The 25,649-nt window shown below is 62.2% G+C and carries 16 protein-coding genes; 12 read left to right on the top strand and 4 right to left on the bottom strand.

Features of this window, described 5'->3' with window-relative positions; genetic code table 11:
• Nucleotides 1-211 precede the first annotated feature (211 nt).
• Genes HU750_RS22645 through HU750_RS22625 form a run of 5 tightly spaced genes read left to right on the top strand, consistent with a single transcriptional unit; the run spans nt 212 to nt 4,526 of the window.
• Complete coding sequence (locus HU750_RS22645) at nt 212-1,078, top strand: McbB family protein (protein ID WP_186682503.1); 867 nt, start codon at nt 212-214, stop codon at nt 1,076-1,078.
• Complete coding sequence (locus HU750_RS22640) at nt 1,075-1,866, top strand: nitroreductase family protein (protein ID WP_186682501.1); 792 nt, start codon at nt 1,075-1,077, stop codon at nt 1,864-1,866. Before HU750_RS22645 ends, HU750_RS22640 begins: the two co-directional genes overlap by 4 nt.
• Nucleotides 1,867-1,869: 3 nt before the next feature.
• Nucleotides 1,870-3,072, top strand: a complete 1,203-nt coding sequence (locus HU750_RS22635) for a YcaO-like family protein (RefSeq protein WP_186682499.1) — start codon at nt 1,870-1,872, stop codon at nt 3,070-3,072.
• A complete protein-coding gene (locus HU750_RS22630; RefSeq protein WP_186682497.1) occupies nt 3,069-3,824 on the top strand; it encodes an ABC transporter permease in 756 nt (251 codons plus the stop codon). The genes HU750_RS22635 and HU750_RS22630 overlap by 4 nt, the downstream gene beginning before the upstream one ends.
• A complete protein-coding gene (locus HU750_RS22625) occupies nt 3,825-4,526 on the top strand; it encodes an ATP-binding cassette domain-containing protein (RefSeq protein ID WP_027592912.1) in 702 nt (233 codons plus the stop codon). It abuts the gene before it with no gap.
• A 67-nt stretch (nt 4,527-4,593) separates the two neighbouring features.
• Here HU750_RS22625 and HU750_RS22620 read toward each other — a convergent pair whose 3' ends face one another.
• The gene (locus tag HU750_RS22620; RefSeq protein ID WP_186682495.1) at nt 4,594-17,547 is read right to left on the bottom strand and encodes a non-ribosomal peptide synthetase; all 12,954 of its coding nucleotides are present in this window, start codon (nt 17,545-17,547) and stop codon (nt 4,594-4,596) included.
• Between the two features lie 316 nt (nt 17,548-17,863).
• Here HU750_RS22620 and HU750_RS22615 point away from each other — a divergent pair, with 316 nt between their 5' ends.
• Entirely contained in the window at nt 17,864-18,394 is a 531-nt protein-coding gene (locus tag HU750_RS22615; protein WP_027592914.1) for an RNA polymerase factor sigma-70, read from the top strand.
• A 125-nt stretch (nt 18,395-18,519) separates the two neighbouring features.
• Here HU750_RS22615 and HU750_RS22610 read toward each other — a convergent pair whose 3' ends face one another.
• Both HU750_RS22610 and HU750_RS22605 read right to left on the bottom strand, forming a co-directional pair.
• The gene (locus HU750_RS22610) at nt 18,520-19,533 is read right to left on the bottom strand and encodes a GNAT family N-acetyltransferase (protein WP_186682493.1); all 1,014 of its coding nucleotides are present in this window, start codon (nt 19,531-19,533) and stop codon (nt 18,520-18,522) included.
• 62 nt (nt 19,534-19,595) lie between these two features.
• Entirely contained in the window at nt 19,596-20,396 is an 801-nt protein-coding gene (locus HU750_RS22605) for a substrate-binding periplasmic protein (RefSeq protein WP_186682491.1), read from the bottom strand.
• 171 nt (nt 20,397-20,567) lie between these two features.
• Between HU750_RS22605 and HU750_RS22600 the strand changes: the two genes are divergently transcribed.
• Nucleotides 20,568-21,119, top strand: coding sequence for a 3'-5' exonuclease (locus HU750_RS22600; protein WP_027592917.1), 552 nt, complete (start codon nt 20,568-20,570; stop codon nt 21,117-21,119).
• 73 nt (nt 21,120-21,192) lie between these two features.
• Complete coding sequence (ppnP, locus tag HU750_RS22595; protein WP_186682489.1) at nt 21,193-21,477, top strand: pyrimidine/purine nucleoside phosphorylase; 285 nt, start codon at nt 21,193-21,195, stop codon at nt 21,475-21,477.
• A gap of 113 nt (nt 21,478-21,590) precedes the next feature.
• Here the strand turns inward: ppnP and HU750_RS22590 are convergent, their stop codons facing one another.
• Nucleotides 21,591-22,283, bottom strand: coding sequence for an alpha/beta family hydrolase (locus HU750_RS22590; RefSeq protein ID WP_085272546.1), 693 nt, complete (start codon nt 22,281-22,283; stop codon nt 21,591-21,593).
• Nucleotides 22,284-22,332: 49 nt separating this feature from the next.
• Here HU750_RS22590 and ccoN point away from each other — a divergent pair, with 49 nt between their 5' ends.
• From ccoN to ccoP, 4 genes are read left to right on the top strand one after another with little or no spacing between them, the layout of a single operon-like run.
• On the top strand, nt 22,333-23,757 hold the full coding sequence (gene ccoN, locus HU750_RS22585; protein WP_027592920.1) for a cytochrome-c oxidase, cbb3-type subunit I: 1,425 nt from the start codon (nt 22,333-22,335) through the stop codon (nt 23,755-23,757).
• A gap of 13 nt (nt 23,758-23,770) precedes the next feature.
• Complete coding sequence (gene ccoO / locus HU750_RS22580; protein WP_186682487.1) at nt 23,771-24,379, top strand: cytochrome-c oxidase, cbb3-type subunit II; 609 nt, start codon at nt 23,771-23,773, stop codon at nt 24,377-24,379.
• Between the two features lie 5 nt (nt 24,380-24,384).
• Nucleotides 24,385-24,579: a cbb3-type cytochrome oxidase subunit 3 gene (locus HU750_RS22575; RefSeq protein ID WP_027592922.1), complete on the top strand. Its 195-nt coding sequence runs from the start codon at nt 24,385-24,387 to the stop codon at nt 24,577-24,579.
• Complete coding sequence (gene ccoP / locus HU750_RS22570) at nt 24,576-25,517, top strand: cytochrome-c oxidase, cbb3-type subunit III (protein ID WP_027592923.1); 942 nt, start codon at nt 24,576-24,578, stop codon at nt 25,515-25,517. The genes HU750_RS22575 and ccoP overlap by 4 nt, the downstream gene beginning before the upstream one ends.
• Nucleotides 25,518-25,649 lie beyond the last annotated feature (132 nt).

The raw sequence follows: 25,649 nt of genomic DNA, 5'->3' as shown, positions 1-25,649 counted from the left end.
CTGCGAAATGGAAGCGACATTTTTCGGTGGTTCAGGGGGTGCCGGCGGGTGTGGCGGTTGTGGAGGTGGCGGTGGATGTAGTGGTGGCAGCGGTGGTTCAGGAGGTAGCGGCGGCAACGCGGCAGACAATAGCGAGAACGCTAGCCACTAACTAAAAGGCGGCGCTCTTGATGATTTATCGAGAGCGCCCGCCCCTGCCGAGGCGACAACTATGAATACGCTGAGAATTTACAACTACGAAATCCTCAACTTTGACACTGAGCCTATGGTCTTCTCTGCCACGGGCTTTACAAAAATCACTGAACCTAACATTACAAATGCGCTGAAGCGTATCGAAAAAATTCGATCAAAATACATTCACTACGACGCATTACAACAACTACTTCGCGATGAAAACCTTCATCCCGACACCGCCATTCAATTCCTGAAATCGCTACTAATTATTAGCGAAAAGGCAGAAACACCCCACATTAAAAACACAATAATATATCACGACCTAAACATATCAGATAACCTGAGGCTCCACCTGGAGAAAACAAACGAAAGAAATATACAACTTAAAGATCTCCCAACCAACGACCTACCTCATTCGGACTCACCCACCTTATACGTGCTCGCCTGCTTAAAACTTTGCCCTCAATCGCTTAGAAACACCTATACCGAACTACTAAAACAGAATCCAGAATGCGCGATTAGCGTTGGCTTTGTCAGTGGAAATCATTTCCACTTGACCGAGCCTCACATACCAGCGATTGGGAATCCTTGCGCCTACTGTACGCTCGATCGTATCGCTCATTACGAGTCAAAAAGGACCAGCCAGCACTACTGGAGCAAGATTTTGACGTTCTGTTGCGCTAACAATCTTGACCTTCCCAGAACAGAGACTGACGAGTTTCAAAACACCTTAATTCTCGGAGCCATCATTTCCTTCGCAAACAAACTGACGCAGGCCCCTAAATCCAAGATCACGCAAGATCAAACATTACTCTCAAGAACCCTTAACTTGGACAACGGCACATACACTGAGGACTGCAGCATTCACTGGCCACTCTGCCAATGCCTAGGAGACAAACCATGAGTATTACCCACGACCACTACCTGAAATACACCTCCCCCAGCGTACTGGATGAAACCTTAGCATTCCACGCCAAAGGCAATTACGTAATTCACAAGACTACCCACCACTTGAGCACCCTCCATCAACTACCACCCAGCGCGCTCGAAAAACTGACCGGCAATGAACTTCAGCTCAATATCCTCGCCTGCGAAAACGGACAAGGAAATATCGAACTTACAGGACTCCCCTCGTCCCATCCTCTGAAGAGAAACAGCTCCTGCGAACGATTTAATGAACGCCCACTCCACTTTGATACTGTCCGAACACTCCTCGCGCCCTTACTTGAAAAGGACAGTACCACGGGCAAGCGAGGCTACCCAAGTGGCGGAGCACTTTACCCTATTGAGGTTTTTTGCATCAATTTAAATAACACCATTCAACAATGGCCATCCGAGCAGAGCGCACTGCACTTACATCCCTCATCAAGATCCTTTGAAGTGCATACACCCGACCTCAATTCAAAGCCACTCGCGCGTGCAATTCTACCGATGACTGCCGACATAGGCTCGCCCTCGCTGGCGCTGATTTACTTCATTTACTTACCCAAGGCGCTGTTCAAGTATCGCTACAGAGGGTATCGCTTAGCGCTCATGGAGGTGGGTTCAATGTACATGCTCACAGATCTGCGTTGTAAGGAGCTAAAGCTTGGCAGTAGGCCTTGGTCAGGCTTCACCGACCATCAAGTATCAAAGTACTTAAACTTAAATCCCACCCTCTTTTTACCTGCATGCATCCAACTAATTGGTTGACCCATGAATACGTATAACGAGATCCACAACCCTACCTTTGCTGATTTTAAATTACTCCGACCCAGCGCGACCCTCCACTTCCCGCACAGCATCGAATGCGGTAGCCGCTGGCAAACATTCGGCTCCAGCAGCGGCTGGACCACTGACATAGCATCAAGCGCCTTAGGTGAGCATTTCGAACGCAAGCATTTCTATTTGGACGTACCGGTGCACGACACTGGTACGCTCGATGACGGATTGACATCTCAAGAATACGACGATTTTATCAAAGCATTCTCCCAGACAAAAAACCACCGAACGAGGGCGGACTTGGCTTCACATGTCTTTGATCGTACAAATGTTTATAGGATCGTTGACTTTACACGCTGCAAAGTACCGACCGCATGCATCTCAATATCAGCGTGCCTAAATCCCATCGACAATCACTTTTACCCCATGAGGGACACCTGCGGCTGCAGCGCACATATTAGTGTAGAGCGCGCACTTCTTGGCGCTCTTAAAGAGGCTATGGAACGCCAGTTTCTGCTCCGATTCTGGTTAACCAACACCTGCACTGAGAAAATCGGACATGACGAATCCTGCGCCATGCTTCTTGGGCGCTCTTGTTTGTCGCTTTTCAAGGAGCTGTGTAAAACGGGGGAAATCTGCGTACTCGATCTAACTGATAAGCGCTTCCCCGGTAGCTGCATTTTTCTGTCTTACGGAAATCAAAATGACAACGCTAAAGTCAAATATTGCGCTGGCATGGCGTATGCGGAATCGCTAGACAAAGCACTCGAAAAGTCGATTGTTGAATTATGGCAGACCTTTCGCTTCATGCTGTCATTCGATCAGGCAAACATCGGCAAGACTGAAACCTTAGACCCTTACATCAAGCACTTTCTAGAGTGCAATCGATATGAGACATTTGGCAAGACCTCTTCCCCCACCAAACTGGCAGCTCTCCAACATCACAAAATACAACCCGACACACTGAGCCTTAGCAGCTTGCTCCCTGCTGTACGCCGCCTTGAAATCAATGGCTATTTTTATTTAGCCTCCCTACCAACAAAAGGACCGACCCTCTACTTTTGCAAGTACCTTTCACCCAAACTATTCCTCCACATGAACAATGCCAGCAACTTCAATCTTGAGAACACCTACTCCGCCCCCTTCCTTGATCAAATTATTAAAAATCGTCTAACAGAAATGGTACCCTTCCCATGACCCACTCAGCCCAGCACATTACCTCCACTGCGGCAAGTATATTTAAGCTTACAAAAACCCTCACCCTCGAAAACCTGAGAGAACCCACTGCACTTCTATGGACAGCTATTGCACCATCGGTGATGTTCATTTTCGCAACTCAAAACAACCGAGCACTCCCCCCTTTAGAAGAAAACTTTCTAGCCTCAGCCGCGTGGTTTTACTCATATATTTCTGCAAGCGTCGCCTTTTTTGGATTCAGTTTTTACTTAATAGGAAGAAGGGAAAGTGGGTTTCTCCGATCCTTTATTTATCAACGGAACGCAATCAAACTCTTCCTCGCCTCACACACCCTAAGCTATTCATTACTCAGCTTCGTCTACTCCTCGCTTTTCTACATCGTCGCCAAACCCTTGTACGGTCCTTATTCGGCCAACGAGTTCTTTTACCTTACAGCATGTTTCTATACCAGCTATCTTATATTTACCTGCATTGGCCTGGTGATCATTGCACTGCCGATTAAATTCAGCACTGCCAGCACCCTATTCTCGCTCATGTCATTTCTCATGCTGCTTTCCGGCTATTTAGGTGCAGCTCAACACAGCACTCCTCACGCAGTGACACTGCTCAGCCCATTGTATTTAAGCACCCAAATCTTCCTGGGCGACGTCTCACTGCCTATCAGTTTTCTCTCAGCGTTTAGCGCCTCAACGCTTGGCATCTACCTCACGGGAAGATTCTTCAGAACCCAGCCTGTCTGGAGCAGATATTAAATGAACCTATTATCTATCGATAACTTAAAATACCAACACAACCGCAAGACACTCATGGAGAACTTATCACTCACGGTAAAAAAAGGCGAACTCGTTGGCGTCCTCGGCATTAATGGTGCCGGAAAAACAACACTATTTGATCTGATCTGTAAAATGAGAAAACCCAGCCACGGGACGATTATCAACCGCGCCGAGCGCCAAGTTTACTTGACGCAGATCCTGACACCACCTCCTTTACTTCGTATGCGTGAGATTTTCAGCATCATCAGTTGCCTAAATTCAAACCATGCGCTCAGCCAGCGCGAAGTTTTTTCCCGCCTAGCCCACTGGTCACCCTCATTGTCCAAACGCTATGCGGATATATCGGAAAAGAAAGCCGCCACGTGCAGCTATGGTGAGATTCGCAGTTTTTTCACGCTGACGCTTCTGCTGATGGGCAGTGACTTGATCATCCTCGACGAGCCCACTGCAGGGGTGGACCCTGAGTTCCGACATTATATTTGGCTCGGCATCAAGCACGCCTGCGAGGAAGGCGCAAGTGTGCTGGTTTCCTCACACTACACTCAAGAAATCTCAGAGAACTGCCACCGTTTTTACATGCTTGCCCATCACCGGCTCGAAGCCTTCGACAATGGCGATCAATTTTTGAATCGCCACAACGCAGCCACGCTCGATGAGGCGTTTATCAATGCCGCGATGTAGTAGCTGAGGTTGCTGGGTGAGGAGACTTGGCATGCCCGCGAAGGGGCGCAAAGCGCCCCTCAACTTTTTACAGCCCCTCAAGCTCCGCCATCAGGTCACTCAGCCGATCAACCTTGTCGTCATCCAGCACACGCCCCTGCAACCCCTCCACATACACCGCCAGTTCCTCCACCGTGCTGCACTCGAACATCGCCCGCAGCGGCACATCCAACTGCAACTGCTTCTGCACCCGCGAAGCGATCTGCGTGGCCAGCAGCGAATGCCCGCCCAACTCAAAGAAGTTGTCGTGTACCCCCACCCGTTCGGTCTTGAGCACATCGGCCCAGATACCGGCCAACACCGCTTCCAGCTCGCTGCGCGGCGCCAGGTAGGCCTGGCTGTGCTGGCTGCCGATGTCGATGGCCGGCAGTGCCTTGCGGTCGAGCTTGCCGTTGGCGTTGTGCGGCAGGCTGTCGAACCAGCCCCAGTGCAGCGGCACCATGTACTCCGGCAATGCCGCGCGCAGGCGCTGCTTGATTTGTTCGAGCAACGCCGCATCAGGGGTTACGCCCTGATGGGCCACCAGGTAGCCGACCAGGTGCTTGCCGTTGACGCCCTCCTGCACGCCCACCGCAGCATCGCGGATTTCGGCCTGTTCATGCAGGCGCGCTTCGATCTCACCCAGTTCGATGCGATACCCGCGAATCTTCACCTGGTGATCGATGCGGCCCACATACTCCAGCACCCCGTCCAGGCGCTGGCGCGCCAGGTCGCCGGTGCGGTACAGGCGTTCACCCGGCGCGCCATGGGGGTGCGGGATGAAGGCCAGGGCGGTACGCACGGGGTCGCCAACATAGCCACGGCCCACGCCGGTACCGGCAACACACAGCTCGCCAACCGCGCCCAACGGCACCAGGGCCTGGTCCTCGCCGAACAGGTACAGGCGGTTGTTGTCGGTCGGGGTGCCAATCGGCAGGTAACTGCCGCGGGTGGACTCGACATCGACACGGAAGAACGCCACGTCGTCCGAGCACTCCGCCGGGCCGTAGGCATTGACCAGGCCAATGCCTGGGTAACGCTGCAGCCATTGCGCGGCCAGCTCTGGCGGCATCGCCTCGCCGGTCGGCAGCATCCAGCGCAGGCCGCTGAGGGCCTGGTGATCGTTGGCCAGCATGCCCTGGATCAGCGACGGCACGCTTTCCAGCACGGTGATGCCGGTAGCCTGCACATGCGCCAGCAGGCCTTGCGGATCATGGGCGATGGCATTGGGCACGATCTCCAGCCTGGCGCCGAACAACGGCGCGGCCAGGAACTGCCAGACCGAGATATCGAAGCTCTGCGAAGCGGTCTGGGCAATCACGTCCTGCTCGTTCAAGGCCAGGTAAGGCACCTTGCTGAGCTGGTTGTTGAGCATGCCGCGCTGCTCGACCATCACCCCTTTGGGCAAACCGGTGGAGCCCGAGGTGTAGATGACATACGCGAGGTTGTCGGGCCCACTATAAATACCCGGGTTGTGGCTGGCGATGTTGCTGGCCTGGATGTCTTCCCACACCAACAATTGCGGCCGCGCCACACCCTCCAGTGCGTCCAGCAACTGCCGCCCCTGCTCGGCACAGGCCGCGCTGCATACCAGCACCGGTGTGCGGCTGAGCGCGACGATGCGCTGCAGGCGCGCGGCGGGCAGGCCGGGGTCCAGCGGCAGGTAGCCGGCACCGGCCTTGAAGCTGCCGACAATCATCCCCAGCAATGGCAAACCGCGCTCGGCCAACAGCGCAACCGGCTGATCGACGGTTACGCCTGCGCCGATCAGGGCATGGCCCAGGCGGTTGGCCGCAAGGTTCAGCCCCGCGTAGTCAAAGGACGCGTCCAGGCAACGCGCCACCGTACGTTCAGGGTGCGCGGCGACCTGCGCCTCGAACTGCTCGACATAGCTCTGTTCCAGCGCATAGGCGTGCTCGGTGCGGTTGCAGTCTTCAATCAGGAAGCGTTGCTCTTCGGCACCCAGCAGCGGCAAATCGCTTACCTCGCCCTCGAAGCCCTGCACCAGCGCCAACAGCAGGCGCTTGAACTCGGCCAGCAGGCGTTCGACGGTCGAAGTGTCGAAGTAACGTTGGTCGAACGACAGGTGCAGGCCCAGGTCATCCCCCGGGTAGCACACCGCCGTCAACGGGAAGTTGGTGTGGGTGCGGCCCGAGTCGGAGCTGGCGTTGAGGTGCTGGGCGTGGTCCAGCACTGCGGTTTCCACCGGCGCGTTCTCGAACACGAACAGGCTGTTGAACAGCGGCTGGCCCTTGGGCAGTTCGCTGCATTCCTGGATCGCCACCAGCGGCAGGTACTCGTACTCGCGCACTTCCATATTGTGCTCGAGCACGCCTTGCAGCCACTGGCGCACGCTGCAGCGCTCGCCGGCGGCGGGCAGTTGCACGCGCAAGGCGATGCTGTTGATGAACAGGCCAACGGTGCGCTGCATCTGCGGCATGCTCACCGGGCGCCCGGCCACGGTGACGCCAAAGGCCACGTCGCGCTCGCCGCTGTAGCGCGCCAGCACCAGGGCCCAGGCCGCCTGGGCGAAGGTGTTGATGGTCAGCTGATGGGCCTGGGCCAGTTCGCGCAAGCGAACACCGTCAGTGACGTCCAGGCGGGTGTAGCAGTCGCCGACGATCATGCCGTCACCGGCGTGGTCGTGGCGCAACGGGCGGTCGCTGGGGATCGCCGTGGCCCGTTCGAACCCGGCCAGGTTGGCTTGCCACCACTGGCGCGCTTCGTTCAGGTCCTGGCGTTGCAGCCAGCCGATGTAGTCACGGTAGCGTGGCGGCACCGGCAACTGGGCCGGGCGGCCTTCGCCAAGGGCCTGGTAGACCTCGAAGAAATCATTCATCAGCAACGAGCGGCACCAGGCATCGATCAGGATGTGGTGGTTGCTCATCATGAACCAGTAGCGTTCATCGGCGACGCGCACCAGGCGCAGGTGGAACGGCGCTTCACGCAGCAGGTCGAAACCGGCCTCGCGCTCCTGTTTGTGCAGGGCTTGCAGGCGGGCTTCCTGGGCACCGTCGTCGAGGCCGCGCCAGTCTTGATAATCCACTGCCGTCTTGCCGGGCTTGTGGATGATCTGCAGCATCGCCTCGCCGGCGCTCCAGCTGAACGACGCCCGCAGGGCCTCATGGCGCGCCACCACCGCCTGCCAAGCTTGGGCGAAGCGCTCGGCGTCGAGCGCGCTGTTGATGCGGTAGCGGTCCTGCATGTAGTAGATGCCGGTGCCTGGCTCCAGCAAGGTGTGCAGCAGCATGCCTTCCTGCATCGGCGTCAGCGGGTAGACATCGTCGATCTCGGCGGCAGCGACCGGCAAGTTGTCGATCTGCTCCTGGGTCAGGTGCGCCAAGGGGAAGTCGGACGGCGTGAAGCTGCCGTTGCCGTCGGCCAGGCAGTGGCCGACCAGTGCCAGCAACTCTTGGCGGTAGCCTTCGGCCAGGGTGGCGATGGTCTGCTCGTCGTAGCGCTCGGTGCTGTAGGTCCAGCGCAATTGCAGGGCACCGGCATAGACTTGGCCGTCGACACTCAGCCAATTGGGCAGCGGGGCCTCCAGGTCATGGGCCAGGCCCGCCGGTGCGTCCAGCGGCTGGAACAGCGCATCAGTGTCAAACTGCTGGTCGAACTGCCCCAGGTAGTTGAAGGTGATGCGGGCCTGCGGCAGTGCGGCCATGCGCTCGCGCCCGGCCGCGTCGGCCAGGTAGCGCAGCACGCCATAGCCCTGCCCTTTGTGCGGCACCTGACGCAGTTGCTCCTTGACCCGTTTGATCGAGCGGGCGCGCGCAGCATCGTCATCACCCAGCACCGGGCAAAGGCTCAGCGGGTAGGCGTTGGTGAACCAGCCGACGCTGCGGGTCAGGTCCATGTCTTCGAACAACCCGTCGCGGCCGTGGCCTTCGAGCTGTACCAGCACTTCGCTGTCACCGCTCCACCGGCACAGGGCGCGTGCCAGGGCTGTCAGCAGCAGGTCGTTGACCTGGGTGTGGTAAGCCGCGGGTGCCTGTTGCAGCAACTGGCGGGTCTGCTCGGCATCAAGGCCGATGGCCAGGGTGCGGGCGTGGCGGTGCAGGTTGCCACCCTGCGGGTGATCACACGGCAGTTCGTGGCGTACAGTGCCGAGCTGGGCGTGCCACCAGTCCAGCTCGTCGCGCAGCGAGTCGCTGCCGGCGTAGCTGGCCAGGCGTGCGGCCCAGTCGCCCAGGGTGTGGGTCTTGGCCGCCAACGGCTGGCCACGGTACAGCGCCTGCAAGTCTTCGAGCAGCACGCGCCAGGACACGCCATCAACCACCAGGTGGTGAATCGCCAGCAGCAGGCGTTGGCTGCCCTGCCCGTCTGTTACCAGCAAGGCGCGCAGCAGCGGGCCTTGCTCCAAGTCGAGGCTGCGCTGCAGGTCGGTGTACAGCGCCTGGCAATCATCGAAGTCGGCAACCGTGGCCGCCCACAGCAGTTGCTGAGGCGCAGGCTGGGCATACTCGGCCTGCCAGCGGCCATTGGCCTGGCAGAAACGCAGGCGCAGGCTGTCGTGGTGCTGCACCAGTGCAGCCAGGGCCTGCTCCAGAGCCGCGCTGGCCAGAGGCTGGCGCGCTGCCAACAGTACGGCCTGGTTCCAGTGCTGTGGCTGGGCCACTTCGCTGTCGAAGAACCAGTGCTGGATTGGCGTCAGCCCGGTTTGCCCCTCGCGCAGGCCCTGCTCGATACCGCTTGGCGCGGCGCTCAGGCTGACCACCGTGGCCAGGGTCTGGATAGTCTGGTGCTGGAACAGGTCACGCGGGGTGAACTGCAGGCCCAACTGACGGGCCCGGCTGACCACCTGGATCGAGAGGATCGAGTCGCCACCGAGTTCGAAGAAGTTGTCCTGCACGCCAACGCGGGCAACGTTGAGCACGTCGCGCCAGATCTGCGCCAGCTGCGCTTCCACTTCGTTGCCTGGGGCCTGGTAATGCTGGTGCGCCTGCTCCAGGTCCGGCAGCGGCAGCGCCTTGCGGTCGAGCTTGCCGTTGCCCATCAGCGGCAGGCTGTCGAGCAGCACCAGGTGCGCGGGCACCATGTAGTCTGGCAGTTGCTGGCGGGCATCGGCCTTGACCGCGTCGCGCAGCGCGGCCTGGGCCTCGCTGTTGGCACCGGCCTGCTTGCACACCAGGTAACCCACCAGTTGTTTGCCGCCCGGCAGGTCGAGGGCCAGGACCACCGCCTCGTCGACATCGGCATGCGCCTGCAGGCGGCTTTCGATTTCGCCCAATTCGATACGGAAGCCGCGAATTTTCACCTGCTGGTCAGCACGGCCAACGTACTCGACCAAACCATCGGCGCCCAGGCGCACCAGGTCGCCGGTGCGGTACAGGCGCCCGCCCTGTGTGCTGAAGGGGTCGGCAACGAAGCGCTCGGCACTCAGCCCCGGGCGGTCGTGATACCCCTGGGCCAGGCCGGCACCGCCGATGTACAGCTCGCCGATGCCGCCTTGTGGCAGCAAGGCCAGGTCCTCATCGAGGATGTACGCAGTGCGGGCGCCAATCACATGGCCGATCGGCACGCTGCCCAGGTCGGCCGGCAGCGTGGGTGGCGCCAGGCAGGCCAGCGGCATGACCACGGTTTCGGTCGGGCCGTAGGCGTTGAAGAACTGTTGCGGCGTGAACGCCTGGCGAATGCGCTGCAGGTGCTCGCCGGTCAACGCCTCACCGCCGGTGATCACCAGGCGCACCGGCAACTGCTCGCCCTGCCCGGCCAGGTACTGGGCCAACTGGCTGCCATAGCTTGGGGTGAAGCCAAGAATGCTCACCTGTTGCTCGCGCACCAGTTGGCAGATCTCTTCAGCGCCCCACTGGCCTTGAGCACGGATCACCACGCGGGCACCACACAGCAGCGGGGTCAGCAGGCGTTCGCTGGCCGCGTCGAAGTTGATCGAGTAGAAGTGCAGTTCGCAGTCGTCGCTGCGCATGCCGAAGGCCTCGATCACGGCCTGGCAATGCATGGCGATTTCACCATGGCTGACCACCACGCCCTTGGGCTTGCCGGTGGAGCCGGAGGTGTAGATCAGGTAAGCCTGGTGCTGCGGCAGGTTCAGGTTATCCAGCGGGGCATCGCTGAAGGCGGACAAACCTGCAGTATCGTCTTCCAGGCTCCAGCGGGCCACGCCGTCTGGCAGTTCGCCAAGGGTTTCCAGCAGCGCGCGCTGGCTGAGCAGCAGGCCGATGCGGCTGTCTTCGATCATGTAGCGCAAGCGGTCGAGGGGGTACTCGGGGTCGAGCGGCACATAGGCACCGCCCGCCTTGAGGATGGCCAGCAGGCCGACGACCATTTCCAGCGAACGCTCCAGGGCCAGGCCGACGCGTACCTGCGGGCCGACACCGCGCTCGCGCAGGGCGCGGGCCAGGCGGTTGGCCTGCTGGTCCAGTTCGGCGTAGCTAAGGTGCTGGCCCGCGAAGGTCAGCGCAGGGGCCTGTGGTGTGCGCGAAGCTTGGGCGGCAAACAGGCCGTGCACGGTCTGGTCGAGGGCAAAATCCTGCTCGCCTTGTAATTGCCCAACCAGCACTTGCTGCTCGCCCGGGCTCAGCATCGGCAGCTCGCACAGGCGCTGTTGTGGGTCGTCCAGCAGGCCGATCAGCAACTGCTGCCAGTGCTCGGCCATGCGCGCAATGCGCGGCGCGTCGAACAGGTCGCGGCTGTAGGTCAGGCAGCAGCCCAGGCGGCCATCGAGGTCAGTGACTTCGAGGTACAGGTCGAACTTGGTGGCGCTGGCGTCGTTGACCAGGTAGTCGACCTGCATGCCCACCAGCTCACGGCTTTGCTGGAACGCCCAGCGCTGGACGTTGCACATCACTTGGAACAGCGGGTTATAGGCGCTGCTGCGCGGTGGCTGCAGGGCTTCGACCAACTGGTCGAATGGCAGGTCCTGGTGCGACTGGCCTTCGATGGCGGCCTGGCGCATCTGCTCCAGCAGCTCGGCGGCGGTCATCTGGCCGTCCAGTTCGCAGCGCAGTACCTGGGTGTTGAGGAAGGCGCCGATCAGCCCCTCGCTTTCCGGGCGGATGCGGTTGGCCACCGGTGCGCCGATGCGCAGGTCACGCTGGCCGCTGTAGCGGTGCAACAAGGCCGCCAGGGTTGCCGTCATGGTCATGAACAGGGTCAGCCCGCGCTGGCTGTTGAACGCATGCACGCGCGCCACCAACGCCGGGTCGAGCTCGAACCGGTGCAACTCGCCACGGTGGCTCTGCACCGCTGGGCGCGGGCGATCGGACGGCAATGCCAAGACCGGGTGCTCATCGCCCAGGCGGGCTTTCCAGTAGGCCAGCTGCCGCGCGCCTTCGCCGCTTTCCAGCCAGTGCCGCTGCCACACGCTGTAGTCCAGGTATTGCACCGGCAGCGGCGTCAGTGGCGACTCGCGATCATCGACAAAGGCTTCGTACAGCTCGCCCAACTCGCGGGCGAAGATGTCCATGGCCCAGCCTTCGGTGACGATGTGGTGCAAGGTCAGGACGAAGTAATGCTCACGTTCCTCGGCCTTGACCAGGCAGGCGCGCAGCAGCGGGCCACGCTCGAGGTCGAACGGCTGGTGCGCCTGGTCGTCGGCGAGCTGTTGCAGGCGTTGCTGGCGGGCCTCGGCGGGCAAGGTGCTGAAGTCTTGCCAGTCGAGGTGCACGCCGCTGTCTTCGGCCACGCACTGGTACGCCACGCCGTCGATGCTGGGGAACGTGGTGCGCAGGGTTTCGTGACGCACGATCAGCGCCTGCAGCGCCCGCTCGAAGGCGTCCACGTGCAGCGCGCCACGCAAGCGGGCCATGCCGCCGACGTTGTAGGCGGGGCTGTCGGGCTCCATCTGCCAGAGGAACCACATGCGCTGTTGCGAATACGACAACGGCACGGCCTGGCGGCGGTCGACGCGGGCGATTTCGCCTTGCAGGTTATGCGCGCCGGCCTCCCGCAGGCGCGTGATCTCGGCACAGAACGCGCCCAGCTCGCTGGCGTCGAACAGCACTTTCAGCGGCAGCTCGACATCGCAGGCCTGACGGGCCCGCGAGACGATCTGGGTGGCAAGTAGCGAGTGGCCACCCAGGGCAAAGAAGTCGTCCTGCAGGCCCACACGCGGCAGGTTGAGCACTTCACGCCAGATCGCCGCGACCTGCTGCTGCACGGCACTTTGCGGCTCAACATGCTCACGCTGTTGCCACACCGGGGCGGGCAACGCCTTGCGATCGACTTTGCCGCTTGGGCCCAATGGCAAGTGTGCCAGCGGGATCAACTGCGCCGGCACCATGTACGCCGGCAGTTGCTCGGCCAAGGCGGCCAGCAGTGCAGCCGGCTCGGCCGCACCGCTGTAGTAGCCGACCAATTGCGCGCCCACAGCGTCCTTGTGGATCAGCACCAGTGCCTGGTCGACACCCGCTTGCGCCAACAGGCAGGCCTGCACTTCTTCGGGTTCGACGCGGAAGCCGCGCACCTTCACCTGCTGGTCGAGGCGCCCCAGGTATTCAAGTGCCTCCAACTGGACTTGCCAGCGGGCACGGTCGCCACTGCGGTACAGGCGCTGGCCGTCGCCGTCGGCCTGGGGCACGAAACGCTCGGCCGTCAGGCCCGGACGGCCCAGGTAACCTCGGGCAAGCCCCGCGCCGCCCAGGTACAGCTCACCCGGCACACCGGGCGCGGTCAGTTCCAGTTCATCGTCGAGCACGCGGCACAGCACGTTGCCCAACGGGCGGCCGATCGGCGAGCGCTCGCCGTCTTCGGCCTGGCAGTGCCAGTGGGTGACGTTGATCGCGGTTTCGGTCGGGCCATAACGGTTGTGCAGTTGCACCTGGGGCAGCAGTTTCAGCACACGGTCACGCAGGTTGGCCGACAACGCTTCGCCGCCGGAAAACAACCGGCGCAGGCTGGTGCAGGCGGCGGCCTGTGGCTCTTGCACGAACACCTGCAACAGCGGCGGTACGAAGTGCAGCGTGGTCACGCCATGCGCTTGCACCAGCGCAGCGATGCGCTGCGGGTCACGATGCTCGCCAGGGCCTGCCAGTACCAACTTGCAGCCGGTGACCAGCGGCCAGAAGCACTCCCACACCGAGACGTCGAAACTGATGGGCGCTTTTTGCATCAGCACGTCGCTGTCGTTCAGCGCATAGGTGGCCTGCATCCACTGCAGGCGTTCGGCCAGGGCCGCATGGGTGTTGCCCACGCCCTTGGGCTGGCCAGTGGAGCCCGAGGTGTAGATCACATAGGCCAGGTTGTCGCCGTGCAGGTGCAGGCCGGGAGCATGGCTAGGCCAGCTGTCCAGGTGCAACTGGTCGAGGGCGATGGCGCTGACGCCTTCGACCTGCGGCAGCTTGCCCAGCAGGCCGCTGTGGCTCAGCAGCAGGCTGGCATTGCAGTCGCCGAGCATGTAGGCCAGGCGCTCGGCCGGGTAGTCCACGTCCAGCGGCACGTAGGCGCCGCCGGCCTTGAGGATGGCCAGCAGGCCAACCAGCAGCTGCGGCGAACGCTCGACGGCGATGGCCACGCAGGTATCGGGGCCAACGCCTTTGTCACGCAGGTAATGGGCCAGGCGGTTGGCCTGCTGGTGCAACTCGGCATAGTCCAGGCTGCCGCCCTGCCAGGCCAGCGCGGTTCGCTGCGGGGTCAGCCGGGCCTGCTCGTTGAGCTGGTCGACCAGCAGGCGCTGGGGCGCCGCCGCCGGTGCCTGGCCCCAGCCGAGCAGCTGTGCGCGGTGCTGTTCATCGAGCAACTGCACCTCGCCCAGCGCCAGCTGCGGCCGGGCGCAAACCTGCTCCAGCAACGCCAACAGGTGCGCGGCCAGGCGTTTTACCGTGCTGGCCTCGAACAGTTCGGCGGCATAGTCGAAGGCCAAGGTCAGGCGGCCTTGATGGTCCTCTTCACTGTGCAGCTGCAGGTCGAACTTGGCTTCTCGGCTGTGCCACGGCAACTCTTCGGCAAGCAAACCTGGCAAGCGGCGCAGCGCCGAAAGGTCACGTTGCTGGTGGTTGAACATGACCTGGAACAGGCCCTGCTCGCGCGCCTCGGGCAGGGCTTCGAGCAACTGTTCGAACGGCAGGTCCTGGTGGGCCTGGGCTTCAAGGGTGGCTTCGCGGGCCTGGGCCAACAGATGCTCGAAGGGCATGCGGCCATGCAACTGAGCACGCAGCACCTGGCTGTTGATGAAGAAGCCGACCAGGCCCTGGGTTTCCAGGCGCGGGCGGTTGGCATTGGGCACGCCGATGCGCAGGTCTGCCTGGCCGCTGTAGCGGTGCAGCAGCGCTTGCCAGCCGGCCAGCAGCACCATGAACAGGCTCGCCTGCTGCTCGCGGGCCAGGGCGTTGAGCGCTTCGGTCAGCTTGGCCGGCACCTTCAGGGTGTAGCGCGCCGCGCGTTTGTCACGCTGGCTGGCACGCGGTTGGTCGGTGCACAGGTCGAGCACCGGCAGTTCATCACCCAGCTTGGCTTTCCAGTACTGCAACTGGCGTTCGGCCTCGCCGTCGGCCAGCCATTGCCGTTGCCAGGTGCCGTAGTCGGCGTAACCCAGGGGCAGCGGCGCCAGCGTGGCCGTTTGGCCCTGGCAGTGCGCGGCGTACAGTTTGGCGAACTCGTCGAGCAAAATGTTCAGCGACCAGCCATCGGCGACGATGTGGTGCAACGTCACCCACAGCTGGTGGTCTTCATCGTCCAGGCGCGCCAGGGTCACGCGCAGCAGTGGGCCTTGGCACAAGTCGAACGGCTGCTGGGCCTCTGCCTCGCGGCGCGCGGCAACTTGCTCGGGGGCCTGGCCTTCGAGGTCCAGACGACGCAGGCCGAACGGCTGCTGAGCCTGAATTCGCTGCAAGGCTTGGCCATCCACTTCGCTGAACACCGTGCGCAGCGATTCATGGCGCGCCACCAGGGCCTGGAACGCAGCCTCCAGTGCGGCGACGTCCAGCTCACCGCGCAGGCGCAGGCCGGCCGGAATGTTGTAGGCCGCCGATTGTGGCTCCAGTTGCCACAGCAGCCACAGGCGGTTCTGTGCCAGCGATTGCGGCAGCGACTGGTCGCGCGCCAGGGTGGTGATGGCCTGGGCTTGGGCGCCACCCTCAGCGAGGACCGCGGCCACCGCAGCGCTGTACTCGCCCAACAGCGGTGCTTCGAACAAGGTACGTAGGCTCAGGTTGATGCCCAGCTCATCCGCCAGGCGCGCGGTGGCCTGGGTGGCTGCAATGGAGTTGCCGCCCAGCAGCAGGAAGTGGTCGTCCGCCGCCACGGCTTCGACCTTGAGCACATCGCGCCACACGGCGGCGATTCGGGCCTGCAGATCATCTGCCACCGCGCCGCTTGCGGGTTGCTCACCGGCCTGCGGGAAGCGCGCGTAACAGTCGAGGCTGCCATCGTCCATGCGCTGGCGGCAGGCCGAGCGTTGCAGCTTGCCGCTGGAAGTCTTGGGCAGCGCGCCCGGGTTGAGCAACAGGACCACGGCCGGCGCCTGGCGGCAGGCGTCGGCGATGACCTGGCGTAGGGTCTTGATCAGTGCCTGGGGCTCGAGGGCTTTTTGCACGTTGCGGCTGATCTCCACCGCCACGCCGATGCCCTCCTCGCCCTGGTGGTCCACGGCAAATACCGCCACGCGGCCTTTGCGCAGCACGTCGACTTCGCGCTCCAGGGTTTTTTCCAGATCTTGCGGGTAAAGGTTTTGGCCGCGGACGATGAGCATGTCTTTCAAGCGCCCGGTGACAAAGACTTCACCCTCGCGCATAAAGCCCAAGTCGCCGGTGCGCAGCCAGGTCTGGCCATCGCGCTCGACGAACGTGCGCGCGCTGGCCTCGGGGTTGCGCCAGTAGCCCAGGGCGATGCTCGGGCCACCGGCCCAGATTTCACCCACCTGGTTGTCGCCCAACGCTTCGAGGCGCTGCGGCTCGACGATGCGCACCGCATGCCCGGGTTGCGGGTAGCCACAGCTCATCAGCACGCTGCCGCTGCCGTTTTCGGCGCGGTTGGCGGCGAAGGCTTCGGCGTCCAGCGCGAGGGCGCCGATGCCCTGACCACGGCGGCTGCCGCTGACGAACAGGGTCGCTTCGGCCAGGCCATAGCTGGCAAAGAAGCTCTGCGGGTCGAAGCCACAGGCCTGGAACTTGTCGGCGAAGGTTGCCAGGCTGTCCTGGCGAATCGGTTCGGAGCCGGAATAGGCCACGCGCCAACGGCTCAGGTCGAGCCCGGCCAAGGACGCTTCGCTGACCCGTTCGCTGCACAAACGGTAGGCGAAGTCGGGGCCACCGCTGATGGTGCCGCCGTATTCGCTGATCGCCTGCAACCAGCGCAGCGGCCGGGCAAGGAAGTAGCCCGGCGACATCAGCACGCACGGCACGCCGCTGAAGATCGGCTGCAGCAAGCCGCCGATCAGCCCCATGTCGTGGTACAGCGGCAACCAGCTGACGATGACATCGTCGGGGTTCACATCGATGCCGAAACCGTGACGGATCAACTGCTCGTTGGCCACCAGGTTGCCGTGGCTGACCTGCACGCCCTTGGGCAGCGCTGTGGAGCCCGAGGTGTACTGCAGGAAGGCGATGTCATCGCTGGCCAGGGTTGGTGCCTGCCAGGCATCGGCCAGGGCCGGGTCTAGGCCATCTACGGCCAGCAGTTCAGGGGCGTTGTCCGCCGCCAGCGCGTCCAGGCCCTGCAAGCTGTCGTGCAGGGCCGCGACGGTCAGCAGCAGGCGCGGTTCGGCGTCGTCGATGATCGACAGCAGGCGCTCCTGGTGATGGTGACGGGTGGATTCTGGTGGGTACGCTGGCACGGCGATGACGCCGGCGTAGAGGCAACCAAAGAACGCCGCGACATAGTCCGGGCCACTGGGGAACAGCAGCACCGCACGGTCACCGAACCCGGCCCGGGCCTGCAGGGCGGCGGCGATGGTGCGCGCGCGGCGGTCCAGGTCCCGGTAGCTGAGCACGGCCTGCTCGCCAGGAGCGTCGGCGAGAAAGCGCAGGGCTATCTTGTCCGGGGTCTGCGCGGCGCGTTGCGCCAGGGCCTGGACCAGCGAGAGCGGGAGTTCGAAGGCGTCCGTCATGGGGTGTTCCTGCCAGTGTCTGGTGAAGTCGGGCCGGCTGCACCGCGCACGTCGGCGGGCAGCACTCGGCGGCCGGATGTACACAGGGGAACGGATGGGCGGGGGAAGAAATTAGCGGGGTTTGCCTTCAGAGGTGTGGCGCGTGGGAGACCCGCAATGTGCCACACGTCTCAATCCTTGCTTAGAACCGAAACGTACAGATACTAATTACGTTTCGTATTTGACAATCATTATCATTCTTAATAGCTTGTCGCACGTCTCGGGAAGCTTCCCAACTTTGGGTGCCTCCTCTCCCCTCTGTGACAAGGTGATTTCCATGGCGGAACAACTATCCACAAGTAAGTGCGATTCACCATTACTCCAGGCCTTCGTCGACAATCGCAGCATTCTGGTCAAGATCGCTGCGCGCATCACCGGCTGCCGCTCACGCGCGGAAGACGTGGTGCAAGATGCATTCTTCCGGCTCAGCGCCGCCCCGCAGATCACCTCGTCCTTCAAGGCGCAGCTCAGCTACCTGTTCCAGATCGTGCGCAACCTGGCCATCGATCACTACCGCAAGCAGGCGATGGAGCTGAAGTATTCCGGCAGCGAAGAGGAAGGCCTGAACGTGGTCATCCAGAACGCTTCGCCCGAAGCCACGCACATCAACCTCGCCGCCCTCGATGACATCGCCGAGGCATTGAGCGAGTTGCCACAGCGCACCCGTTATGCGTTCGAGATGTACCGTTTGCACGGCGTGCCGCAAAAGGACATCGCCAAGGAACTGGGCGTGTCGCCGACCTTGGTCAACTTCATGATTCGCGATGCCTTGGTGCATTGCCGCAAGACGGCCAACCGTCAGGTTTGAATAGCTGAAATGGCTGGGGGCGCTTCGCACCCCTTTCGCGACGCAAGGCCGCTCCTACAACGGCGCGATCTCTTGTAGGAGCGGCCTTGCGTCGCGAAAGGGGCGCGAAGCGCCCCCCAGCAATCTCAGACCAGCGTGCACCGATCGAAAAACCGCTCTCGCCCCAGAATCATCAGCGCCGCGCGCTTGTGCGGGAAGTCGAATTCTTTGTCGCAATGGAAACACTGATCGTGCATGTAGCCGATCATCTTGCCGTTGTCCGCCCGCGGCTCTGCCACCACCCGTTGGGTGCGCGGGTCATCGAGGAACAGGTAGTGCACCAGCGCCGATAACCAGCTGGCCACCTTGTGCGGCCCACGGTGCGCCTCCTCCCCTACCAACATATGAATGCCGCGGTCGTAATCATCAGCCGAGTAGAACGGCGCAATCCGGTCTTCCTTTGCCCAATACGCCTCGAAGTAGGCGAACGGCTCATCGTCGAAGCAGCCGATGAGCGTGAGGGTATGCGGGTCGGCTTCCAGCTTTTCCAGGTATTCACGGTGCTGCTGTAAAGAGCCGCTTTCCTGCCAGAACGCGTCGACCCGAGGGTTGTTCTGCCAGCGGCTGAAGCGCTCCAGGTCCTGATCGATTTCCAGTGCGCGCAGCGACACCCAACTGCCCAGGCGCGCATCGAAGCGCCGGTACACTTCGCCGCGGGGCTTGGGCGCCCGGCGCGGATGGCGCTTGCCGTTGCTGATCTGCATCTGCTGCGGGTAAACACTCGCAGCCGTGTCGCCGAGCCAAGGCTGGGGCAACTGCCAGAACAGCGCACGCTCGCACAAGTACACACCCGGCTGCTCGCCGGGCAGCAACAGGCCGCTGGCAAGCGCCTGTGGCACGCCCTCGGGCAGGTGCCAGGCCAGGCGCTGGCAGGCGACATCACGCGATAGCAGCCAATAGCAGGCGGCCCACAGGGCCTGGTAAGGGCGCTCTGGGCAAAGGCTTTGCAGGTGAACTTCCAGGCACGCACCCGGCACCAGCCGTAACTGGATCAGCGGGCGCCCCTCAAGGGTCAGGCTCAGCCAGCTGTCGCCCTCATCGGCGCTGAGGGTGCGCCAGCGTGGCGGTGACAGTGGCTGCGAAGCGGCATCGAACGGCATGGTCTTGGCTCACGAAGATGAAAAAAGGCTCACCGTGGAAAACGTTACCGCTGCAGCGGAATTTAGTCGCGCGGCGCCTGCACCGTGATCCGGTAGGGCTGGAAGATTCGCGTCAGCTCCCCGTTGTCGCGCAGGGCACGCATCAGGGCCGCGAACGACTGCTCGCCGATGGGCGCGCCCGGGCGTAGCAAGGCGTAGTGGTGATAGACCTGGTCGATACGCTGCGATGCCACCAGTTGCGCCTGGCTGTTTGGGTTACGCTGCAGGAAGTCGCTTAGGTACGAACGCGTGACCAGGGCAATGTCGGCACGGCCAGCCTGCACCATCAGCAGGTTGCTGTCGTGGGAATAGGTCAGGGTCGCGTTGAAGGCTTTACGCAAGTAGTCAGGGTCGGCATTGAAGCGGGCGAAGGCGTAGTGATAGCCGTTGAACAGCGCCAGGCGCTTGCCACGCAGCTCATCGAAGTACCGAGGGTCACGGCCATTGGCCTGGCTGGCGACGAACACCTCGGCATCCTCCAGGCCCATGTCCACGGTCTGGTGAGCAATGCCCTGCCAGCCCCATTGCGGGTTCTCGAAGATCGCCATGTCGGTGCGGCCCTGCTGCAAATCGCCAAAGCGCCGCTGGATGGACGTGGGCACCAGCACAAAATGGTAGCCCTGCTGCGCACGGTTCAGGGCTGCAACCAACTGCGGCAACAGACCGGTGTCGGCCCCCTGCTCGGGGCGCACGGTGTAGGGCGGGAAGTGCGCGGCGCCGATCTTCACTTCGATCGCGTCGGCAGCCCAGCCCGGTATCGCCAGCCAGAGCGCGGCCAGCATCAGCAGAATGGGCAAGGCCTTTAAGCCGGGCGCTGGGGTCAAGACGCACACTCATCACGGTTCGTACCTGGTTGCGCCTAAGCTAGGCGTTTTCCGGGCAGGGCACAACTGCTGGTCGCCGGCCTTAGTGCCAAAGCAGGCGGCAAATTGCCAGGGGGTGCCGTAAGGCCAGACATTGGCTACGCTCTAGCAGGATCTGCAAGGGAGCCTGGTATGGGCCATTGGTTGGTGATCGACCTGGAAGCCACCACCGACGATGGTGGGTGGCCGGTCACAGAGATGGAAATCATTGAAATCGGTGCAAGCCTGGTAACCCGCGAAGGCCGCGAAGTCGACCACTTCCAGCGTTTCGTACGGCCCCGGCGGCGGCCACAGCTGACGCCGTTTTGCCGCGAGCTCACGCACATCAGCCAGGCCAGCGTCGACAGCGCCGCGCCCTTCCCTGAGGTGTGGGCGCGCTTCGAACGCTGGCTGGGTCACCACCGCGGGCAGTTGCAGGCCTGGGTCAGCTGGGGCGACTACGATCGTCAGCAGTTGCTGCAGGAATGGCAACAGCATGGGCTCGACAGCCTGCTGCGCAACGTGCCGCACATCAACCTCAAGCAGCGCTTCGCCAAAGCCCGTCACCTGCAGCGGCCGACCGGCCTCAATGGCGCCTTGCAACTGGCCGGCATGCACTTTTGCGGGCAGCAGCACCGGGCCCTGGAAGATGCGCGCAATACCGCGCGGCTACTGCCCTTGAGCCTGCCGGCCAATGGCACCTGAAAGCAGATGACGACGGGCAAGGCCTTGGGCATACTGGCCAGCCCTTTTTCATCCCCCTGTTCAGGAGTCGCCCATGTTCCAGGTCAACGAGTACTTCAACGGCACCGTCAAGTCGATCGCATTCGCAGGCGAAGAAGGTCAGGCCACCGTGGGTGTAATGGCACCGGGCGAATACGAGTTCGGAACGGCCAAGCGCGAAATCATGCATGTGATTTCCGGTGCTTTGACCGTCAAGCTGCCGGGTAGCGACAACTGGGAAACCTTCAAGGCTGGCGACAAGTTCAATGTGGCCGCGGACAGCAAGTTCCAGCTGCAAGTGAAAGTGGATACCGCCTACCTGTGCGAGTACCGCGACTAAGCGCTGGCCTGCACCGGCCTCTTCGCGGGCAAGCCCGCTCCCACAGGGACATCACAATGCTTGAGTCCTGTGCCACACCTGTGGGAGCGGGCTTGCCCGCGAAGAATCCATCACTATTTCGACAAAAAGCCCGCCACCTTCTCAGCCGCCGCCTGCAAATGCTGCGCATGGCTGAACCCCGAAGCCTTCAACGGCTTCAGGTCATGATCGCCCGCCACCAGCCAGCTCACCTCGATCGCCGGTGACAGTGCATACCCCGCCACAGCCTCACGGTTACCCAGCGCATCCCGTTCGCCCTGCACGATCAACGTCGGTGTCTTGAGCCCCGCCAGGTGCTCGACCCTGGGCTTCTCCGGCTTGCCCACCGCATAGAACGGATACCCCAGGCACACCAGTGCATCCGCTTCGAGCTCGTCAGCCAACAAGCTGGCCATACGCCCGCCCATGGACTTGCCACCGATGGCCAGCTTACCTGTGACCAAAGGTCGCACCTGCCGGTACACCTCGCGCCAGCATTCCAGTAGCACCTTCTGCGGATTGGGCGGCCGCTTGCCGCCGTTCACCCTGCGCTCGGCCATGTACGGGAACTCGAAGCGAATCACCCCGACCCCAAGCGCCGCGAGCCTTTGCGCCATCTCGTCCATGAACCCGCTGTCCATCGGTGCACCAGCACCATGGGCCAGGATCAGACAGCCTTTGTAGCCGTCATCCCCTTGAATTTGCGGAAGATCGCAGCGCAAGCCTGGGACATTTCCGACCTTCGCCCATTGATCCCCGTCAATACCGGCACTTTGCCCATTAATCATGCTTGCCTCGCTCTATAGCCTGCCAATAACCGTGGATGGGAACCCATACATGAACACAACCAGCAGTACCGCCTACAACTACAAGGTGGTCCGCCAATTCGCCATCATGACGGTGGTGTGGGGAATCGTCGGGATGGGGCTCGGCGTCTTCATCGCCGCCCAGCTCGCCTGGCCGTCCCTCAACTTCGACCTCCCCTGGACCAGCTTCGGCCGCCTGCGCCCCCTGCATACCAATGCGGTGATCTTCGCCTTCGGCGGCTGTGCACTGTTCGCCACCTCGTATTATTCGGTGCAACGTACCTGCCAGACCACCCTGTTTTCACCCAAACTGGCCGCGTTCACCTTCTGGGGCTGGCAACTGGTGATCCTGCTCGCGGCCATCAGCCTGCCGCTGGGCTACACCAGTTCCAAGGAATACGCCGAGCTGGAATGGCCGATCGACATCCTGATCACCATTGTCTGGGTCTGCTACGCCATCGTGTTCTTCGGCACGCTGATGAAGCGCAACACCAAGCATATCTACGTGGGTAACTGGTTCTTCGGGGCCTTCATCCTGACCGTGGCGATGCTGCACATCATCAACAACCTGGAGCTGCCGGTCAGCCTGACCAAGTCGTACTCGGTCTACGCGGGCGCCACCGACGCCATGGTCCAGTGGTGGTACGGCCACAACGCGGTGGGCTTCTTCCTCACCGCTGGCTTCCTGGGGATGATGTACTACTACGTGCCCAAGCAGGCCGAGCGGCCGGTGTATTCCTATCGCCTGTCGATCGTGCACTTCTGGGCACTGATCACTCTGTACATTTGGGCCGGCCCGCACCACCTGCACTACACCGCGCTGCCCGACTGGGCGCAGTCGCTGGGCATGGTGATGTCGCTGATCCTCCTGGCACCGAGCTGGGGCGGCATGATCAACGGCATGATGACCCTCTCTGGCGCCTGGCATAAGTTGCGCAGCGACCCGATCCTGCGCTTCCTCGTGGTTTCGCTGGCGTTCTACGGCATGTCCACGTTCGAAGGCCCGATGATGGCCATCAAGACGGTCAACGCCCTGTCGCACTACACCGACTGGACCATCGGCCACGTCCACGCCGGCGCCCTTGGTTGGGTGGCGATGATCTCGATCGGCGCGCTGTACCACACCATCCCCAAAGTGTTCGGCAAAGAGCAGATGCACAGCATCGGCTTGATCAACGCGCACTTCTGGCTGGCGACCATCGGCACCGTGCTGTACATCGCCTCGATGTGGGTCAACGGTATCGCCCAGGGCCTGATGTGGCGCGCGGTCAACAGCGACGGCACGCTCACCTACTCGTTCGTTGAAACCCTGGTGGCCAGCCACCCTGGCTTCATCGTGCGCTTCGTCGGCGGTGCGATCTTCCTCAGTGGCATGTTCCTGATGGCCTGGAACACCTGGCGCACGGTGCGTGCGCCCGCCACTGACGCCGCCCCTGCGAACGCCCAGCTGGCCTGAGGAGACACGCCTGATGAAACATGAAGTCATCGAGAAAAACATCGGCCTGATGGCGCTGCTGATGATGTTTGCCGTCAGCATCGGCGGCCTGACCCAGATCGTCCCGCTGTTCTTCCAGGACGTCACCAACAAGCCGGTCGAAGGCATGAAGCCCTACACCGCGCTGCAACTGGAAGGCCGCGACATCTACATCCGCGAAGGCTGCGTCGGCTGCCACTCGCAGATGATTCGCCCATTCCGCGCCGAGACCGAGCGCTACGGCCATTACTCGGTCGCTGGCGAGAGCGTGTGGGACCACCCGTTCCTGTGGGGCTCCAAGCGTACCGGCCCGGACTTGGCCCGCGTGGGCGGCCGCTACTCGGACGACTGGCACCGCGCGCACCTGTACAACCCGCGCAACGTGGTGCCCGAGTCGAAGATGCCGTCCTACCCGTGGCTGGTCGCCGAGCAGGTCGACAACAGCCACACCGAAACCAAGATGCGCACCCTGCGAACCCTCGGCGTGCCGTACACCGACGCGGACATCGCCGGTGCCCGCGACGCGGTCAAGGGCAAGACCGAGATGGACGCGCTGATCGCTTACCTGCAGGTGCTCGGCACCGCGATCAAGAACAAGAGGTGAGTGCGATGGAAATAGACATCGGCATGATCCGCGGGCTGGGCACCCTGGTGGTGATGATCGCCTTCATCGGCCTCTCGCTCTGGGTATTCAACCGCCGCCGCGACCGTGATTTCGCCGAAGCGCGCCTGCTGCCCTTCGTCGACGACCGCCTGCCCCCTGCCGGGCAGGAACCTGCTGCCAAGAGGAGTTCCGGGCAATGACCACCTTCTGGAGTACGTACATCAGCGTACTGACCATCGGCAGTTTGATCGGCCTTACCTGGCTGCTGCTGTCGACCCGCAAGGGCCAGAGTACCGACACCACCGACCAGACCATGGGCCACAGCTTCGATGGCATCGAGGAATACGACAACCCGCTGCCCAAGTGGTGGTTCTGGTTGTTCGTGGGCACCCTGGTGTTCTCGGTCGGCTACTTGATCCTCTATCCAGGCCTGGGTAACTGGAAAGGCATCCTGCCGGGCTACGACAACGGCTGGACCGGGGTTAACGAATGGCAGAAGGAAATGGACAAGGCCGATGCCAAGTTCGGGCCGATCTTCGCCAAGTACGCGGCCATGCCGGTCGAGGAAGTGGCCAAGGACCCGCAAGCCCTGAAGATGGGCAGCCGCCTGTTCGCCTCCAACTGCTCGGTGTGCCACGGCTCGGACGCCAAAGGCGCCTATGGCTTCCCCAACCTGACCGACAAGGACTGGCGCTGGGGCGGCGAGCCGGAGACCATCAAGGCCTCGATCATGAACGGTCGCCACGGCGTGATGCCAGCTTGGGCCGAGGTCATTGGCGAGCAGGGCGTGGCCGATGTGGCGGCGTTCGTGCTGACCAACCTGGATGGCCGCAGCTTGCCGGAAGGGGTCAAGGCCGACCCGGCCAAGGGCAAGGAAATCTTCGCCGGCAACTGCGTGGCCTGCCACGGGCCTGAAGCCAAAGGCACCCCAGCCATGGGCGCGCCTGACCTGACTCACCCGCAGGCGTTCATCTACGGTTCGAGCTTCGCCCAGTTGCAACAGACCATTCGTTATGGTCGCCAGGGGCAGATGCCGGCACAGGCCGAGATCCAGGGCAATGACAAGGTGCACTTGCTGGCGGCTTATGTGTATAGCCTGTCGCACGGTGACGCGCCTGAAGCAGTGACTGTTAAGTAATACCAGGGGGCCGCTTTGCGGCCCATTCGCAGCGCAAGGCTGCTCCTACAGGCGATCGCATGCTTCTTGTAGGCGCAGCCTTGTGCTGCGAATGGGCTGCAAAACAGCCCCCACGCCCTCCCCCGCCATACC

The organism is Pseudomonas sp. SWRI50, assembly GCF_014269095.1.
Taxonomy (GTDB): Bacteria; Pseudomonadota; Gammaproteobacteria; order Pseudomonadales; family Pseudomonadaceae; genus Aquipseudomonas; species Aquipseudomonas kermanshahensis.
The sequence above is the reverse complement of the archived record's forward strand: the minus strand, read 5'-3'. Positions and strand labels throughout refer to the sequence as shown.

Excerpts from the sequence above, each read along its gene's own strand:
- HU750_RS22645 (WP_186682503.1), top strand. The coding sequence starts at position 212 with ATGAATACGCTGAGAATTTACAACTACGAAATCCTCAACTTTGACACT.
- HU750_RS22640 (WP_186682501.1), top strand. The coding sequence starts at position 1,075 with ATGAGTATTACCCACGACCACTACCTGAAATACACCTCCCCCAGCGTA.
- HU750_RS22635 (WP_186682499.1), top strand. The coding sequence starts at position 1,870 with ATGAATACGTATAACGAGATCCACAACCCTACCTTTGCTGATTTTAAA.
- HU750_RS22630 (WP_186682497.1), top strand. The coding sequence starts at position 3,069 with ATGACCCACTCAGCCCAGCACATTACCTCCACTGCGGCAAGTATATTT.
- HU750_RS22625 (WP_027592912.1), top strand. The coding sequence starts at position 3,825 with ATGAACCTATTATCTATCGATAACTTAAAATACCAACACAACCGCAAG.
- HU750_RS22620 (WP_186682495.1), bottom strand. The coding sequence starts at position 17,547 with ATGACGGACGCCTTCGAACTCCCGCTCTCGCTGGTCCAGGCCCTGGCG.
- HU750_RS22615 (WP_027592914.1), top strand. The coding sequence starts at position 17,864 with ATGGCGGAACAACTATCCACAAGTAAGTGCGATTCACCATTACTCCAG.
- HU750_RS22610 (WP_186682493.1), bottom strand. The coding sequence starts at position 19,533 with ATGCCGTTCGATGCCGCTTCGCAGCCACTGTCACCGCCACGCTGGCGC.
- HU750_RS22600 (WP_027592917.1), top strand. The coding sequence starts at position 20,568 with ATGGGCCATTGGTTGGTGATCGACCTGGAAGCCACCACCGACGATGGT.
- ppnP (WP_186682489.1), top strand. The coding sequence starts at position 21,193 with ATGTTCCAGGTCAACGAGTACTTCAACGGCACCGTCAAGTCGATCGCA.
- HU750_RS22590 (WP_085272546.1), bottom strand. The coding sequence starts at position 22,283 with ATGATTAATGGGCAAAGTGCCGGTATTGACGGGGATCAATGGGCGAAG.
- ccoN (WP_027592920.1), top strand. The coding sequence starts at position 22,333 with ATGAACACAACCAGCAGTACCGCCTACAACTACAAGGTGGTCCGCCAA.
- ccoO (WP_186682487.1), top strand. The coding sequence starts at position 23,771 with ATGAAACATGAAGTCATCGAGAAAAACATCGGCCTGATGGCGCTGCTG.
- HU750_RS22575 (WP_027592922.1), top strand. The coding sequence starts at position 24,385 with ATGGAAATAGACATCGGCATGATCCGCGGGCTGGGCACCCTGGTGGTG.
- ccoP (WP_027592923.1), top strand. The coding sequence starts at position 24,576 with ATGACCACCTTCTGGAGTACGTACATCAGCGTACTGACCATCGGCAGT.